Origin of the sequence: Billgrantia antri, assembly GCF_017868935.1 — a bacterium.
In the GTDB taxonomy this organism is placed as follows: domain Bacteria; phylum Pseudomonadota; class Gammaproteobacteria; order Pseudomonadales; family Halomonadaceae; genus Halomonas; species Halomonas antri.
In genome coordinates, this window is sequence record NZ_CP053383.1 from 248,308 (window position 1) to 263,936 (window position 15,629).

The 15,629-nt window shown below is 66.6% G+C and carries 10 protein-coding genes; 6 read left to right on the top strand and 4 right to left on the bottom strand.

The window, feature by feature from the left end; all coding sequences use genetic code 11:
• Nucleotides 1–292: 292 nt before the first annotated feature.
• The 6 genes from glyA to purU all read left to right on the top strand — a co-directional run bounded on the left by glyA (nt 293) and on the right by purU (nt 7,951).
• Nucleotides 293–1,594: a serine hydroxymethyltransferase gene (gene glyA / locus HNO53_RS01165; protein ID WP_209475537.1), complete on the top strand. Its 1,302-nt coding sequence runs from the start codon at nt 293–295 to the stop codon at nt 1,592–1,594.
• Between the two features lie 50 nt (nt 1,595–1,644).
• Nucleotides 1,645–2,895 (top strand): sarcosine oxidase subunit beta family protein, encoded by a 1,251-nt coding sequence (locus HNO53_RS01170; protein ID WP_209475539.1) that lies wholly within the window; start codon nt 1,645–1,647, stop codon nt 2,893–2,895.
• A 12-nt stretch (nt 2,896–2,907) separates the two neighbouring features.
• Nucleotides 2,908–3,300, top strand: coding sequence for a sarcosine oxidase subunit delta (locus tag HNO53_RS01175; RefSeq protein WP_209475541.1), 393 nt, complete (start codon nt 2,908–2,910; stop codon nt 3,298–3,300).
• Nucleotides 3,297–6,347 (top strand): sarcosine oxidase subunit alpha, encoded by a 3,051-nt coding sequence (locus HNO53_RS01180; RefSeq protein WP_209475543.1) that lies wholly within the window; start codon nt 3,297–3,299, stop codon nt 6,345–6,347. Before HNO53_RS01175 ends, HNO53_RS01180 begins: the two co-directional genes overlap by 4 nt.
• Entirely contained in the window at nt 6,340–6,990 is a 651-nt protein-coding gene (locus HNO53_RS01185; RefSeq protein ID WP_209475545.1) for a sarcosine oxidase subunit gamma, read from the top strand. The genes HNO53_RS01180 and HNO53_RS01185 overlap by 8 nt, the downstream gene beginning before the upstream one ends.
• A gap of 94 nt (nt 6,991–7,084) precedes the next feature.
• A complete protein-coding gene (purU, locus tag HNO53_RS01190; protein ID WP_209475547.1) occupies nt 7,085–7,951 on the top strand; it encodes a formyltetrahydrofolate deformylase in 867 nt (288 codons plus the stop codon).
• A 54-nt stretch (nt 7,952–8,005) separates the two neighbouring features.
• On the opposite strand, the gene putA is transcribed toward purU, so the two are convergent.
• From putA to lhpI, 4 genes are all read right to left on the bottom strand, one after another.
• The gene (gene putA, locus HNO53_RS01195; RefSeq protein ID WP_209475549.1) at nt 8,006–11,668 is read right to left on the bottom strand and encodes a bifunctional proline dehydrogenase/L-glutamate gamma-semialdehyde dehydrogenase PutA; all 3,663 of its coding nucleotides are present in this window, start codon (nt 11,666–11,668) and stop codon (nt 8,006–8,008) included.
• A gap of 140 nt (nt 11,669–11,808) precedes the next feature.
• On the bottom strand, nt 11,809–13,107 hold the full coding sequence (locus tag HNO53_RS01200; RefSeq protein WP_209475550.1) for an NAD(P)/FAD-dependent oxidoreductase: 1,299 nt from the start codon (nt 13,105–13,107) through the stop codon (nt 11,809–11,811).
• The gene (gene nhaC / locus HNO53_RS01205; protein ID WP_209475552.1) at nt 13,104–14,582 is read right to left on the bottom strand and encodes a Na+/H+ antiporter NhaC; all 1,479 of its coding nucleotides are present in this window, start codon (nt 14,580–14,582) and stop codon (nt 13,104–13,106) included. The genes HNO53_RS01200 and nhaC overlap by 4 nt, the downstream gene beginning before the upstream one ends.
• 80 nt (nt 14,583–14,662) lie before the next feature.
• Nucleotides 14,663–15,625 (bottom strand): bifunctional Delta(1)-pyrroline-2-carboxylate/Delta(1)-piperideine-2-carboxylate reductase, encoded by a 963-nt coding sequence (gene lhpI, locus HNO53_RS01210; protein WP_209475554.1) that lies wholly within the window; start codon nt 15,623–15,625, stop codon nt 14,663–14,665.
• Nucleotides 15,626–15,629: the final 4 nt, after the last annotated feature.

A 15,629-nucleotide genomic window follows, 5' to 3' on the forward strand; every position in this document is an offset into this window, starting at 1 on the left:
GTTATAACGCTATCTCCCGCCTCACGCGTGCTCCAGGCATATGCCCATGCCCCGCGCGCAACGTTCGCCAAAAGTGGTAGGCCGAGCTCGGCGGTACCTGTCATTCAGCAAAGCTGTCGCATTTATTCAATCTTTCTCTCTCTCGTGCGCCTTTAATCGACGCATGGGCCGAATACCCTTTGCGCTGGTTATCCGCGCATAAGGATTTCAAATTTTAAGCGCCGCCGGGTTGTCGATAGATTGCTAGAACGCACCCAGCCCTGAATCAACAGCCATAACAACGGAGTCAGTCATGAACCAAGCCGGACTCGCATCATTCGATTCCCAGATCGCCGCCGCCATCGCCGAAGAAGTGGCGCGTCAGGAGGCACACGTCGAGCTGATCGCCTCGGAAAACTATGCCAGCCGCGCGGTCATGGAGGCCCAGGGCACCCAGCTCACCAACAAGTACGCCGAAGGCTACCCGGGCAAGCGCTACTACGGCGGCTGCGAGCACGTCGACGTGGTCGAGAAGCTTGCCATCGAGCGTGCCTGCAGCCTGTTCGGCGCCGATTACGCCAACGTCCAGCCCCATTCCGGGGCGCAGGCCAACGCCGCCGCCTTCATGGCGCTGGTCAAGCCGGGCGACACCGTGCTCGGCATGAGCCTGGCCCACGGCGGCCACCTGACCCACGGCGCAGCGCCCAATTTCTCCGGCAAGCACTACCACGCCGTGCAGTACGGCCTGAACCCCGAGACCGGCGAGATCGACTACGAGGAAGTCGAGCGTCTGGCGCGTGGTCACAAGCCCAAGCTGATCATCGCCGGCTTCTCCGCCTACTCCCGTGTGGTCGACTGGCGGCGCTTCCGCAACATCGCCGACGAAGTGGGGGCGTGGCTGATGGTCGACATGGCCCACGTGGCGGGGCTGGTCGCCGCCGGACTCTATCCGAGCCCGATTCCCTACGCCCATGTGGTCACCACCACCACCCACAAGACCCTGCGTGGCCCGCGTGGCGGCCTGATTCTCTCGGCCCACGGCGACCAGGAGCTGTACAAGAAGCTCAACGGGGCGGTGTTCCCCGGTCAGCAGGGTGGCCCGCTGATGCACGTGATCGCGGCCAAGGCGGTGGCCTTCAAGGAGGCCATGAGCCAGAACTTCGTGCAGTACCAGCAGCGCGTGATCGATAACGCCCAGGCCATGGCCGAGGTGTTCCTCGAGCGCGGCTTCGACGTGGTCTCCGGCGGCACCGACGATCACCTCTTCCTGGTCTCGCTGATCCGCCAGGGTGTGACCGGCAAAGATGCCGATGCGGCGCTGGGGCGTGCCCACATCACCGTCAACAAGAACGCCGTGCCCAACGATCCGCAGAGCCCCTTCGTTACCTCCGGCCTGCGCATCGGCACGCCGGCGGTGACTTCACGCGGCTTCGACGTGGCCGACTGCCAGGCGCTCGCCGGGTGGATCTGCGACATCCTCGACGTGCTGGCCGAGGGTGACGACAGCGAGGCCGTGGAGGCCGAGGTGCGCGCGAAGGTCGCCGAGCTGTGCGAACGGCATCCGGTCTACGGCGCCGCCGCTCCGGCCGCGACCCAGGAAACCGCCACCGCCTGAACCCGTTTGTCACCGGCCCCGCTCGGCGGGGCCGGTCGAGGAGAGAGAAGATGCAACGCTATTCAGGATTCGGGCTGGCCAAGCACGCCCTGAGCCACCACGAGAACTGGGAGCGCCAGTGGCGCAACCCCACGCCCAAGAAGCAGTACGACGTGATCATCGTCGGCGGCGGCGGCCACGGCCTGGCCACTGCCTACTATCTGGCCAAGGAGCACGGCATCAAGAACGTGGCGGTGCTGGAGAAGGGCTGGCTGGGCGGCGGCAACACCGCGCGCAACACCACCATCGTGCGCTCCAATTACCTGTGGGACGAAGCCGCGGCGCTTTACGAACATGCCATGAAGCTGTGGGAGGGACTGTCGCAGGACCTCAACTACAACGTGATGTTCTCCCAGCGTGGGGTGATGAACCTGGGCCACACGCTGCAGGACATGCGTGACATCCAGCGCCGGGTCAACGCCAACCGTCTGAACGGCATCGACAGCGAAGTGCTCACCCCGGAGCAGATCCAGGAGATCGTGCCGATCATGGACTGCTCGAAGAACGCACGTTACCCGATCATGGGGGCGTCCTGGCAGCCGCGGGCGGGCGTGGCGCGCCACGACGCCGTGGCCTGGGGCTATGCTCGCGCCGCTGACGCGCTGGGCGTCGACCTGTTGCAGAACACCGAGGTCACTGGCTTCAAGATCCGCGACGGCCGCATCTACGGCGTGCACACCAACCGTGGCGACATCGAGGCCAAGACCGTCGGCTGCGTGGCGGCGGGCAACTCGGGTGTGCTGGCGAAGATGGCCGGCTTCCGTCTGCCGCTGGAGTCGCACCCGCTGCAGGCGCTGGTTTCCGAGCCGCTCAAGCCGATTCTGGACACCGTGGTGATGTCCAACCACGTGCACGGCTACATCAGCCAGAGCGACAAGGGCGACCTGGTCATCGGTGCCGGTATCGACGGCTACAACGGCTATGGCCAGCGCGGCAGTTATCCCACCGTGGAGCACACCCTGCAGGCCATCGTCGAGATGTTCCCGATCTTCTCGCGGGTACGCATGAACCGGCAGTGGGGCGGCATCGTCGACACCTGTCCGGACGCCTGCCCGATTCTCTCGGCCACGCCGGTGAAGGGGCTGTTCTTCAACTGCGGCTGGGGCACCGGCGGCTTCAAGGCCACCCCGGGCTCTGGTCACGTATTTGCCTGGACCCTGGCCAAGAACCAGGCCCACCCGCTCGCGGCCCCGTTCTCCATCGACCGTTTCCATACCGGTGCTCTGGTAGACGAGCACGGTGCGGCCGGCGTTGCTCACTGAGGAGGCACTTCCATGTTTCATATCTACTGCCCCTACTGCGAGGAGCTCCGCGAGGAAGAGGAGTTTCATCCCAAGGGCGAGGCGCACATCGTGCGGCCCAAGGATCCCGAGGCCTGCTCGGACGAGGAGTGGGGCGACTACCTGTTCTTCCGTGACAACCCGCGCGGTATCCACCACGAGCTGTGGGTTCACGCGGTCGGCTGTCGCAAGTTCTTCAACGTCACGCGCAATACCGTGACCTACGAGATCCTCGAGACCTACAAGATCGGCGAACGGCCGACGGTCACCGCCGAGCATTTGGCGGGCGGGGACAAACAAGGCAACGTGCAGGTCGCCAGCGGCGGACAACAGACCGTGGGTGCCAGCGGCGCCGCCGTGGCATCGGTCAAGGGAGAGCGGGCATGAGCAAGTCCTTGAAACAGCCGAATCGTCTCAAAGAGGGCGGGCGCATCGACCGCTCGCGCAAGCTGAGCTTCACCTTCAACGGCCAGCGCTACCAGGGCCATGCCGGCGACACCCTCGCCTCGGCGCTGCTGGCCAACGGGGTGGACATCGTCAATCGCAGCTTCAAGTACTCGCGCCCGCGCGGCATCGTCGCCGCCGGCGCCGAGGAGCCCAATGCGCTGATCCAGCTGGGCAGCACCGAGGCGGCCCAGGTGCCCAACGTGCGTGCCACCCAGCAGGCGCTGTTCGACGGGCTCGTCGCGCGCAGCACCAACGGCTGGCCCAACGTGCAGCACGACCTCATGGGCTGGGTGGGCAAGGTGGGTGGCCGCTTCATGCCGCCGGGCTTCTACTACAAGACCTTCATGGCTCCGGCCTCCATGTGGATGACCTACGAGAAGTATATCCGCAAGAGCGCCGGCCTGGGTCGCAGCCCCATGGAGCGCGATCCCGACAGCTATGATCACCTCAACCAGCACTGCGACCTGCTGGTGATCGGTGCCGGCCCCGCCGGCCTGGCGGCGGCACTGACCGCGGCGCGCAGCGGCGCCCGGGTGATCCTGGCCGACGAGCAGGAGGAGATGGGCGGCTCGCTGCTCGACAGCCGCGAGTTGGTCGACAACCAGCCTGCCGCCCAGTGGGCGGAACGCGTGCTGAAGGAGCTCGCGGGGCTGGACAACGTCACGCTGCTGGCCCGCACCACCGCCAACGGCTACCACGACCACCATTTCGTGACGCTGCACGAGCGGCGCACCGAGCACCTGGGCGAGACGGCACCGCTGGTGAACGGCCACCGTCCCTCGCGCTCGCGCATGCACCGCGTGCGTGCCGGCCAGGTGCTGCTGGCCACCGGCGCCCACGAGCGGCCGCTGGTCTACGGCAACAACGATCTGCCGGGCAACCTGCTGGCCGGTGCGGTCTCCACCTACATTCGTCGCTACGGCGTGGTGCCCGGCCACAAGCTGGTGCTCTCCACCAGCAACGATTACGCCTACCGCGCCGCGCTCGACTGGCTCGACGCCGGCCGCGAAGTGGTGGCCATCGTCGACGCCCGCCCGGCGCCGAACGGCGAGTGGGTCGAGCAGGCCCGCGCCCGCGGCATCCGCATCATCGAAGGGGCCGCCGTGCTCGAGGCCAAGGGAGCTAGCCGCGTCAACGGGGCGCGTGTCGCCACCATCGACGTCGGCGCCTTCAAGGTCACCGGCCAGGCCGAGACGCTGGACTGCGACACTATCGCCAGCTCCGGCGGCTACAGCCCGGTAATCCACCTGGCCTCGCACACCGGGGCGCGGCCGACCTGGAACGAGGAGATCCTCGGTTTCGTCCCCAGCCTGGTCAAGGGCGTGCACGCCGCCGGCAGCGCGCGCGGCATCCACGACCTGGCCGCCGGCATGGCCGACGGGGTCGCCATGGCCGCCCAGGCGCTGGAGGCCCTGAACCGTCCCGTGCAGGCAATCGAGCTGCCGCAGGTCGAGGCCCGGCGCGAGGGAGCGGCCTGTGCGCTCTACCAGGTTCCCCACGAGAAGCCGACCCTGCGCGCGCCCAAGCAGTTCGTCGATCTGCAGAACGACGTGACCGCGGCAGGCATCGAGCTGGCAACGCGCGAGGGCTTCGAATCGATCGAGCACGTCAAGCGCTACACCGCCATGGGCTTCGGCACCGACCAGGGCAAGCTCGGCAACATCAACGGCATGGCCATCGCCGCGCGCTGCCTTAACCGGTCGATCCCCGAGGTCGGCACCACGGTGTTCCGGCCCAACTACACGCCGGTCACCTTCGGCGCCATCGTCGGCCGCCACTGCCGTGAGCTGTTCGACCCCGAGCGCTACACCGCGCTGCATCAGTGGCACGTGGAGAACGGCGCCGAGTTCGAGGACGTCGGCCAGTGGAAGCGCCCTTGGTACTTCCCGCAGACGGTCAACGGCAAGAAGGAGAGCATGCACGAGGCGGTGGCCCGCGAGTGCCTGGCGGTGCGCGAGAAGGTCGGCATCCTCGATGCCTCCACCCTGGGCAAGATCGATATCCAGGGCCCGGATGCCCGCGAGTTCCTCAACCGCGTCTACACCAACAAGTGGTTGAAGCTCGAGGTGGGCCGCGTGCGCTACGGCCTGATGTGCAAGGACGACGGCATGCTGATGGACGACGGCACCACCAGCTGCCTGGGCGAGAACCATTTCCTGATGACCACCACCACCGGTGGCGCCGCCGGCGTACTGGAGTGGCTGGAACTGTGGCACCAGACCGAGTGGCCCGAGCTGGACGTGACCTTCACCTCGGTGACCGACCACTGGGCCACCATGACGGTGACGGGCCCCGAGGCGCGCAAGCTGCTGGCCGAGATCACCGACATCGACCTCGACCGCAGTGCCTTCAAGTTCATGGACTGGCGCGAGGGCAACGTCGCCGGCGTGCCGGCGCGGGTGTTCCGTATCTCATTCACCGGGGAGCTGGCCTACGAGATCAACGTCCAGGCCAACTACGCCATGCACGTGTGGAAGACCCTGTTCGAGCACGGCGAAAAGTACGGCCTGACGCCCTACGGCACCGAGACCATGCACGTGCTGCGGGCCGAGAAGGGCTTCATCATCGCCGGCCAGGACAGCGACGGTTCGGTGACGCCCGAGGACCTCGGCATGCAGTGGGCCGTCGGCTATGACAAGCCATACTCGTGGATCGGCAAGCGCGCGCTGTCTCGCTCCGACACCCGTCGCACGGACCGCAAGCAGCTGGTGGGTCTCAAGCCCAAGGACCCGACGGTGGTGCTGGAGGAGGGCGCTCAGATCGTCTTCGATCCGGATCACGCCATCCCCATGCCCATGGTCGGCCACGTGACCTCGAGCTACTACAGCCCGACGCTGGGCAGCGGCTTCGCCCTGGCGGTGGTCAAGGGCGGCCATCAGCGCATGGGCGAGACCGTCTACCTGCCCATGGCCGACGGCAAGACCCACGCCGCGGAAATCGTCGGCACGATCTTCTACGATCCCAAGGGAGAGCGCCAGAATGTCTGATTCCACAGCGATCCGGGCCAACGTCTACGACGTGCGCCCCAAGACCGAGGTGCCGGCGGAATCCCCGCTGGCCTGGTCCTACCACATCAGCGGCCGCCCGAGCGTCAGCCAGAAGAGCCGCGTGGTGTTGCGCGAGCGCGCCATGGCCGGGCATCTGATCCTGCGCGGCGGCGCCATCGTGCTCGACGAGGCGGTGCGCGGTGTGCTCGGCTTCGGCCTGCCGGCGCGGCCCAATACCCTCAGCCTGAGCGATGACGGCGCGCGCTCGATCCAGTGGCTATCGCCCGACGAGTGGCTCGTCATCGTGCCCGGTGGCGAGGAGTTCACCCTGGAGCGCCAGCTGCGCGAGTCCCTGGGCGATGCCCACTACGCCATCGTCAACGTCAGCGGCGGCCAGACCCTGCTCGAGCTCGAGGGCGACAAGGCGCGCGAGCTGCTGATGAAGTCGACGCCCTACGACGTGCACCCCGACGCCTTCCCGGTTGGCAAGGGCGTCACCACGGTGTTCGCCAAGGCCAACCTGATTCTGCGCCGCCCCACGGAGACCCGCTGGGAGCTGGTGCTGCGCCGCAGCTTCGCCGACTACTGCTACCGCTGGCTGCTCGATGCCGGCGCGGAGTACACCATCGGCGTGGAGAAGTGACTCGGCGTCTCGTTTGCCAGGCGCGTTTGGCCGGGGTCTCCCCGGCCCTTTTTCCGTATGGTGCCCTTTGGCACCAGCCGCCGGAGGGAGCAGCATGAACCGACACGATGATATCTGGATCATGGCCGCGCAGTGTCCCAGTCGCCTGGGGACCGTCGACGTGGTGACCCGCTTTCTCAAGGAGCGGCGCTGCTACATTACCGAGCAGCAATCCTTCGACGACCGTCTGAGCGGTCGCTTCTTCATTCGCACCGAATTCCGCCCCGAGGAGGCCGGCTTCGACGCCGCTGCCTTCCAGGCGGCCTTCGCCGAGCGGGCCGCCGAGTTCGAGATGAGCTCCGAGCTCACGCCGCCGGGACGCTTAATGCCAGTGGTGATCATGGTCTCCAAGGCCGACCACTGCCTCAACGACCTGCTCTACCGCTACCGCACCGGGCAATTGCCCATCGACATCCGCGCCATCGTCTCCAATCACCCCGACCTGGCGTCGCTGTCGGAGTGGCACGGCATTCCCTATCACCACTTCCCGATCACCGCCGAGACCAAGCCCGAGCAGGAGGCCCAGGTGTGGCGGGTGGTGGAGGAGAGCGGTGCCGAACTCGTCATCCTGGCGCGCTACATGCAGGTATTGTCGAGCGAGATGTGTGCCAGGCTCTCCGGCCGCGCGATCAACATCCATCACTCCCTGCTGCCCGGCTTCAAGGGGGCGCGCCCCTATCATCAGGCCTACGAAAAAGGGGTCAAGCTGGTCGGCGCCACCGCCCACTACATCAACGACGATCTCGACGAGGGGCCGATCATCACCCAAGGCGTCGAGCCGGTCAGCCACGCCGACTACCCGGAGGATCTGGTCGCCAAGGGCCGCGACATCGAGTGCCTGACCCTGGCTCGGGCGGTGGCGCTGCATGTGGAACGACGCGTGTTTCTCAATGCCAGCCGCACGGTAGTGTTCGAGCGATAGCGTTGAGCTTGTAACGGGCGACAATTTCCTTTTGTCGCCCCATTCCCTTGGAGCTTATTCCGCCGTCGCCAGCAGGCTGGCGTTGCCCCCTGCGGCGGTGGTGTCGATGCAGAGGTGACGTTCCACCACGTACCGCTCTGGCGCGATGGTCTGGGTCTCGAGCGAGACGATGGGGCCATCGCGCTGGGCGAGGGCGAGGCGCAGCTCGCGAGTCCAGTCGCTGGCACCGGCAGCGGCCACTGCCACGATGCCCTTGACCTTGGTCAGCGTGTCGGCCGTGACGGTGCCGTCGAGGGCGGCGACGGGCGCCCCGGCATCGATCAGCGGCTGCACGGCCTGCGCCGCGCCAGGTGCGACGAGCGCCGCCGGACAGCCGGCGCCGAGTGCCTGCGCCGCCTGGGCGACGGCGATCTCGAGCGTCGGCCCGAGGCAGAGTACCGGTCCCTTCGGGTAGAACGACAGCCGGTTGCTCTCCCCCGTCGGCCCCGGCAGCGTATGCGGCGTCATGTCCAGTGCCGCGGTCTCGGCGAGCGCCTTGCGGATCAAGCCGCGCTTGCCGGAGAGCGCCTTGCGCAGCACCTCGACCCGATCGGGACGCGCCGCCCAGTTGCGTGCGTCCAATCCGTCGAGGGCCAACTGGAGCTCGCCGAGCGCCACGGCGTCTCCTTGGGGCGCTTCGTGGCGCTCCGCGGCGGCGGTGCGACGGAACCGGTTGACGTAGAGCGGTCCGCCGGCCTTGGGCCCGGTGCCCGAGAGGCCCTCGCCGCCGAAGGGCTGGGAGCCGACGATGGCACCGATCTGGTTGCGGTTGACGTAGATGTTGCCGACATGGATCCGCTCGACGATCTGCTGCACTCGGTCGTCGATACGGGTATGCAGGCCGAAGGTCAGCCCGTAGCCCCTGGCATTGATCGCATCGACCACCTTGTCGATGTCGCGCGCCTTGAAGGTGGCCACGTGCAGCACTGGGCCGAAGATTTCACGCTCGAGATCCTCGATGCCGCCGACCTCGATCACGGCCGGGCTGACGAAAGTGCCGCCACTTGGCGCAGACAGCTTCTTCAGCACCCTGCCGGCCTCTTCCTGTGCCGCTACATAGGCGGCGATACCCTCTTGCGCCTCGGCGTCGATCACCGGCGAGACGTCGGTATCGGTGTTCCAGGGGTCGCCGATGACGAGCGCGTCCATGGCGCCGTCGAGCATCGTCAGCAGCCGCTCGCGAGCCTCCTCCTGGACATACAGCATCCTGAGCGCCGAACAGCGCTGGCCGGCCGACTGGAAGGACGAGATCAGGATGTCGCGCACCGCCTGCTCGGTCAGCGCCGTCGAGTCCACGATCATGGCGTTGAGCCCGCCGGTCTCGGCGATCAGTACCGCATCCGGCCCCGCATTCTGCGCCAGGGCCTGGTGAATGATCTGCGCCACCTCGGTCGAGCCGGTGAAGCAGACCCCGGCGATCCGCGGGTCGCTGGTCAGCGGCCCGCCCACCGTCGGCCCATCGCCGGGCAGCAACTGCAGCGCCGCCTCCGGCAGGCCGGCCTCGCGTATCAGTTCGACGGCGCGCGCGGCGATCAGCGGCGTCTGTTCGGCGGGCTTGGCGAGCACCGCGTTGCCTGCCGCCAGCGCCGCGGCGATCTGGCCGGTGAAGATGGCCAGCGGGAAGTTCCACGGGCTGATGCAGACGAAGACGCCGCGGGCGGTGCCGGGCTCCTCCAACTCCAGGCGTTCGATCTCGTTGGCGTAGTAGCGCAGGAAATCCACCGCCTCGCGCACCTCGGCAATACCATCGAGGATCATCTTGCCGGCTTCCCGCGTGGCGATCACGGTCAGTTCGGCGATGTGTTCCTCATAGAGATCGGCGGTTCGGCGCAGCACCTCGGCACGTTCGGCCACCGGCCGTACCGACCAGTCACGGAAGCCACCCTCGGCAGCATCAAGCGCGGCAGCCACCTCGGCCGGGGTCGCCTCATGCACCTTGCCGACCACGCGCATGCCATCGGCCGGGGACACGGCATCGCGAGCCGGTCCCCGCGGCGGCGGGCTTCCGGCGAGCATGGGGCCGGCTGTCCAGGTCTTGTCGGCGAACGCATCACGAGCCGCCAGCAGCGGCAGGATCGAGGCCGGCTCGTTGATCCGGAAGCCACGGGAGTTCTTGCGCTCGGGCGCGAAGAGTTCGCCGGGCGGGACGATCGACGGGCTGGCGATGGCGTCGCCCAGCCGCTGCACCTCGGCCACCGGGTCGCGCGCGACCTCGCTCGGCGGAATCGAGCTGTCCACCACCTGGTTGACGAACGAGGAGTTGGCCCCGTTCTCCAGCAGGCGGCGCACCAGGTAGGCCAGCAGGTCGCTGTGTGCGCCGACCGGGGCGTAGATGCGGCAGCGCGTGCCCTCGGCCTGTTTGACGATGTGGTGCAGCGACTCGCCCATGCCGTGCAGGCGCTGGAACTCGAAGCTTTCCTTGTCGTCGCCCGCCATGGCGATGACGGCGGCACAGGTATGGGCGTTGTGAGTGGCGAATTGCGGATAGATCCGGTCGCGCCGGTCGAGCAGCATCTGCGCACAGGCCATGTAGCTGACATCGGTGTTGGCCTTGCGGGTAAAGACCGGGAAGGTCTCGGTCCCCATTTCTTGCGCCAGCTTGATCTCGGTGTCCCAGTAGGCGCCCTTCACCAGCCGCACCATGATCCTGCGGTCGAGCCGCTCGGCGAGGTCGTAGATCGTCTCGATCACCGGCCCGGCGCGGCGTCCGTAGGCCTGTACCACGACCCCGAAGCCGTCCCATCCGGCGAGGCTGGGATCGGATAGCAGCGCCTCGATCACGTCGAGCGACAGCTCCAGCCGGTCCTGCTCCTCGGCGTCGATGTTGAAGCCGATATTGGCCTTGGCCGCCTGACGGGCCAGTTCCAGCGCGCGCGGCACAAGCTCACTCATCACCGTGTCGTGGTGGGTGAATTCGTAGCGCGGATGCAGCGCCGAAAGTTTCACCGAGATGCCGGGGCTTGAACGCACGTCGCCCTTGGCCTGCTCGGCGATCGCGGCGATCGCCTTGGCGTAGGCTTGGTGATAGCGCACGGCATCGGCGTCGGTCCGCGCCGCCTCGCCCAGCATGTCATAGGAGTAGGTGTAGCCCTGTTTCTCGAGTTCGCGGGCATTCTTCATGCCCTCCTCGATGGTCTGGCCAAGTACGAACTGACGGCCGAGGATTTTCATCGACTGGCCGACCGCGGTGCGCACCACCGGTTCGCCCATGCGCCGTACCAGCCCGCGCAACGCCCGCACCGGGCCCTTGGGGTCGTCATCCAGCACCTTGCCGGTCAACATCAGCGCCCAGGTCGAGGCGTTGACCAGCGACGATGAGGACTTGCCCAGGTGCGCGCCCCAGTCGGAAGGTTCGATCTTGTCGTGAATGAGATCGTCGATGGTCTCCGCGTCGGGCACGCGCAGCAGCGCCTCGGCCAGGCACATGAGACCGACGCCCTCGGCGGTCGAGAGCCCGTATTCGGCCAGGAACGCCTCCATCATCGTGGGTGATGTTTCCTTGCGTACCCGTTCCACATAGTTGGCGCCGGTGGCGGCAATCTTCTGGCGGTCCTCCTCCGACAGCCTGATGCGCTCGACGAGTCCGTGCAGTACCGCTGACTCATCGGCCGCATAGTTGGCGCGGATGCGAGAACGAGTCTCGCTCACGGCGCCTTGATGGACGGTAACTTTACTCATGTCGTTCCTCATGTCATCCGGCGCACGGCGTCGAGACGCCAATCCGGGATGCTATCGTCTTGTCAGAAGGTTATTACGCCTGATGGCCCAGCCAGACTCGACAGCTAAATTAACTTGTTTTCAACGATTTCTGTTCCAGCCTAGGCCGTGGGTTGACGCGCAACTTGCGTTTGCCCCATGGGTCGCTGGAAGCGCGTCACCCGGTAAGGCGCCAGCTCCAGCGCTGGCGTGGTTCCCGACACCAGCGCCGTTACGAGTTCCGCCGTGATTGCTGCCTGGGTCAGCCCGAGATGCTGGTGTCCGAAGGCAAAGTGAATCCTCGGGTAGTCGGGATGGGTATCGATGACCGGCAGCGAATCGGGCAGCGTCGGGCGAAAGCCCATCCACTCCGTTGAGGCATCGAGTCCCGTTGCGTCCGCCAATAGCCGGCCGGTATGGCGGCGCAGCGATGCATAACGGCGCTTGATCGGTGCCAGCGAGAGCCCCCCGAGTTCGGTGAAGCCGACCACCCGCAGGCCGCAACTCATCGGCGTCATCACGCAGCGGCGCTCGGCGGAACCGACCGGTTGCCGCAGTGCCTGCCCCCGCCTCGGCAGGGTCAGGTGATAGCCACGCTCGGTTTCCAACGGCACGTCGAGACCCACGCCTCTGGCCAGGTGGTGACTCCAGGCGCCCGCCGCCACCACCACTTGACCAAAGGCCAGGTTCCCTTCGGCCGTTTTCAGTGTCACACCGTCGGGCGCGGGCACCAGGCGCTCGACCCGGGCGCGACGTATCTCGCCCCCTCGAGCCTCGAATGCTTGTGCCAGGCGACGCACCAGGACGAGCGGGTCTCGCACCTGGTGGGCGCCGGGAAAATAGAGACCATGGCTCAGTCGGCCCGAAAGCCCTGGCTCACGCGCGCGGATCTGTTCCGCTTCGAGCCACTCCACCTCGTGGCCCCAACGCTGCAGGTGCTCCATGTGGCGCCTCGCTTCGGCGCGCCCCTTGCCGGATTCCCAGATCAGCAGGTAACCCGAGGCCACCAGTTCTTCCTCGGCGCCGATATCGATCAGACAGCGCCGCCAGGCAGCCACGGCCGCTCCGTTGAGGGTTGCCAACGCCTGGCGACCCTGGGTCACCTGGGTGGAACGGGCCGCGGAAATGAAGCGCGCCAGCCAGGGCAGCAACCTGGGCACGTAGCGCAGCGGCAACGCCACGGCGCCGTGGGGATCCAGCCAAAGCCGCGGCGCCTTACGCAGCATCGCAGGAGTCGATAGCGGATCGATCAGTTCCGTGGCCAGGAAGCCGGCATTGCCGGAGGAAGCTCCCCCTCCCGGCCCCTGGGGGTCCAGCACCGTCACCGACAGGCCGCGCTGCTGGAGGGCCAGCGCGGCGGTCATGCCCACGACGCCGGCACCTACCACGGCAGCACGGGTGCCAGTGTCAGCCTGGTTCATTCACGCTCCTCCATGGCCGGCACGGCCCGGTAATCGGTTGTCGTCCGGGTATCGGACTCTGGCTCGGCGCGTCGGGAGAACCAACCCAACTGAGCGTAGAGAATACCGATCATGGGCGACAGCCAGCAGGCGAACGCCAGCGGGATGTAGAGCAGCTGGCTGAAGTCACCGCCGGCCACGGTCAAGCCGAGGGCACCCATCACGAAAGCGCCGCCTGCGTTCCAGGGAACAAGTGGCGAGACGAGGGTTCCGCCCTCCTCAATGGCGCGGGACAGGTTCAGCCGCGAGTAGCCCATGCGATCATAGGCCGGCTTGTACATGCGACCCGGCAGGGCGATGGAAAGGTAAACGTCACCGGACACCACGTTGGTGGCGATGGAGGTCATGATGGCGCTGGTCTGCAGTCCGCGGAAGCTCTTCAGGCGCTTCATGATGGCATCGACGATGGCTTCCAGGCATCGAGTGCGCTCCAGGGCACCGCCGTAGGCCAGGGCGAACATCATCAGGGTCACGACCCAGGTCATCGAGGTCACGCCGCCACGGTTGAGCAGGCTGTCCAGGGTCGCGGCGCCGGTTTCGATGACGAAGCCGCTATGGGCAAAGGTCAGGGCATCGTGAATAGTTGCTCCCTGGGAGAGGATGGCCACGCCGCCACCCAGCATCACCCCGGTGAACAGGGCCGGTATCGGTGCGACCTTGAAGAAGGCCAGGCCGATGACCACTACCAGCGGCAGCAGCTGCCAGAGGCCCATCTCGAAGCTTGCCGACAGCCCTTGCTTGATGGCGTCGATGCGCTCCAGCGCATCGCCCGCGCCGGCCTCGGCACCGCCGGCCATTGCATAGATTGCCAGGGCGATCAGCATGGCAGGAACGGTGGTCGGCATCATGTAGCGGATGTGGTCGAAGATATTGGTCTCGGTTACCGCAGGCGACAGGTTGGTGGTATCGGACAGGGGCGAAATCTTGTCGCCGAAGAAGGCCCCTGAGACCACCGCGCCGGCGGTCCAGTAGATGGGCACGCCGAAGGCATCGCCGATGCCGATCAGGGCCAGGCCCACGGTACCTACGGTGGTCCAGGAGGAGCCGATAGCCAATGAGACCATGGAACACATAAGCATGGCCGCGGCCAGGAACCAGCTCGGGTTGATCAGCTCGAGGCCCAGGTAGATCAGCATCGGCACGGTGCCGCTGGCGATCCAGGTGCCGACCAGCATGCCGACGATGATCAGGGTCGCGATGGAGGGCATCGCCACGTGGAGCACGCGAAAGGCACCGCTCTCGATGTCCTTCCAGCGATAGCCTTGCAGCCATCCCACCACAGCGGTAATGCCGAAGCCGATGGCCAACGGAATGTGAGGGGTGAAGTCGTCGTAGTAGAAGATCTGTATGCCGAGCAGCGCAATGGTCAGCACGATGGGAATCAGTGCCAGCGGCAGGCTCGGTACGGGGATGGCGGGAGCCGTATAGTCTTTCATTCTTGTGCGTTTCCCGGGCAGGTATCGACCCACCCTGTTGTCGTTGTATCAGGAGGCTTGGGTATAAGGCAGGCGCAGGTTCAGGGCTCTTCTGTGCAGCGCTCATAGGCCAGGATGGCGGCTGCCAGATCCTCCACCGAGGCACCCACTGACTTGAACACGGTGATGGCCCGGTCGGGATCGGTCAGCTCTTGGCGTCCCGCATGTCGACCTGCGCAGAGATCGGGAAAATCGGCGAGGATGTCGCTTTCATCTATCACGCCACTGTCCAGCGGATCTATCAGGTCGCCGGTCTCGCTGAGCGCCCCCTCACGGGTATCGACGAAAATGGCCCCGCGGCGCATGACCTCGTTATCCGCTTCACGCATGAACGGTGTGAAGCTGCCGACCAGATCCAGGTGCGTACCGGGCGTGAGCCATTCGCCCCGGATCAGCGGGTCGCGGCTCAGGGTGGCACAGCTGATGATGTCGGCCCGGCCAGCAGCTGCGGCCAGGCCGTCTGCAGGTACCGCCTGGGCATCGATCCCTTCGGTGCGGAGTTCCTCCGCCAGGGCATGAGCCGACTCCTCACGGATATCCCATATGCGCACCCGCTGGATAGGGCGTATGGCGCGGTGGGCCGGTATCAGGCGACGCCCCATGCGCCCCGCGCCCACCATCAGCAGTTCGTCGGCATCCGCGCGCGCGAGGTAGCGTGCCGCCAGCGCCGAAGCCGCGGCCGTCCGGCGCGCAGTGAGTTCGTTGCCCTCCAATTGGGCCAGATGGCGCCCGGTACGGGCACAGCTCAGCAGGTAGTGGCTACTCAGGCCGGGCTCGCCGCGCGCGCTGTTGCCTGGGAAGACGTTGACCTGCTTGACTCCCAGATACTCTCCCTCCAGCCAGGCCGGCATCAGCAGCAGGGTGGCCTCGGGGTCGCTGGGCACGTGCATATGGTGATGGTGGCGCACAGGTGAATGGACGGTACGGGTAAAGATATCGGAAAGGGCATCCACCAAGGCGCCCCAGGGAAGCGCCTTGGTCACTTGCTCGGCATTGAGAATCATGTCA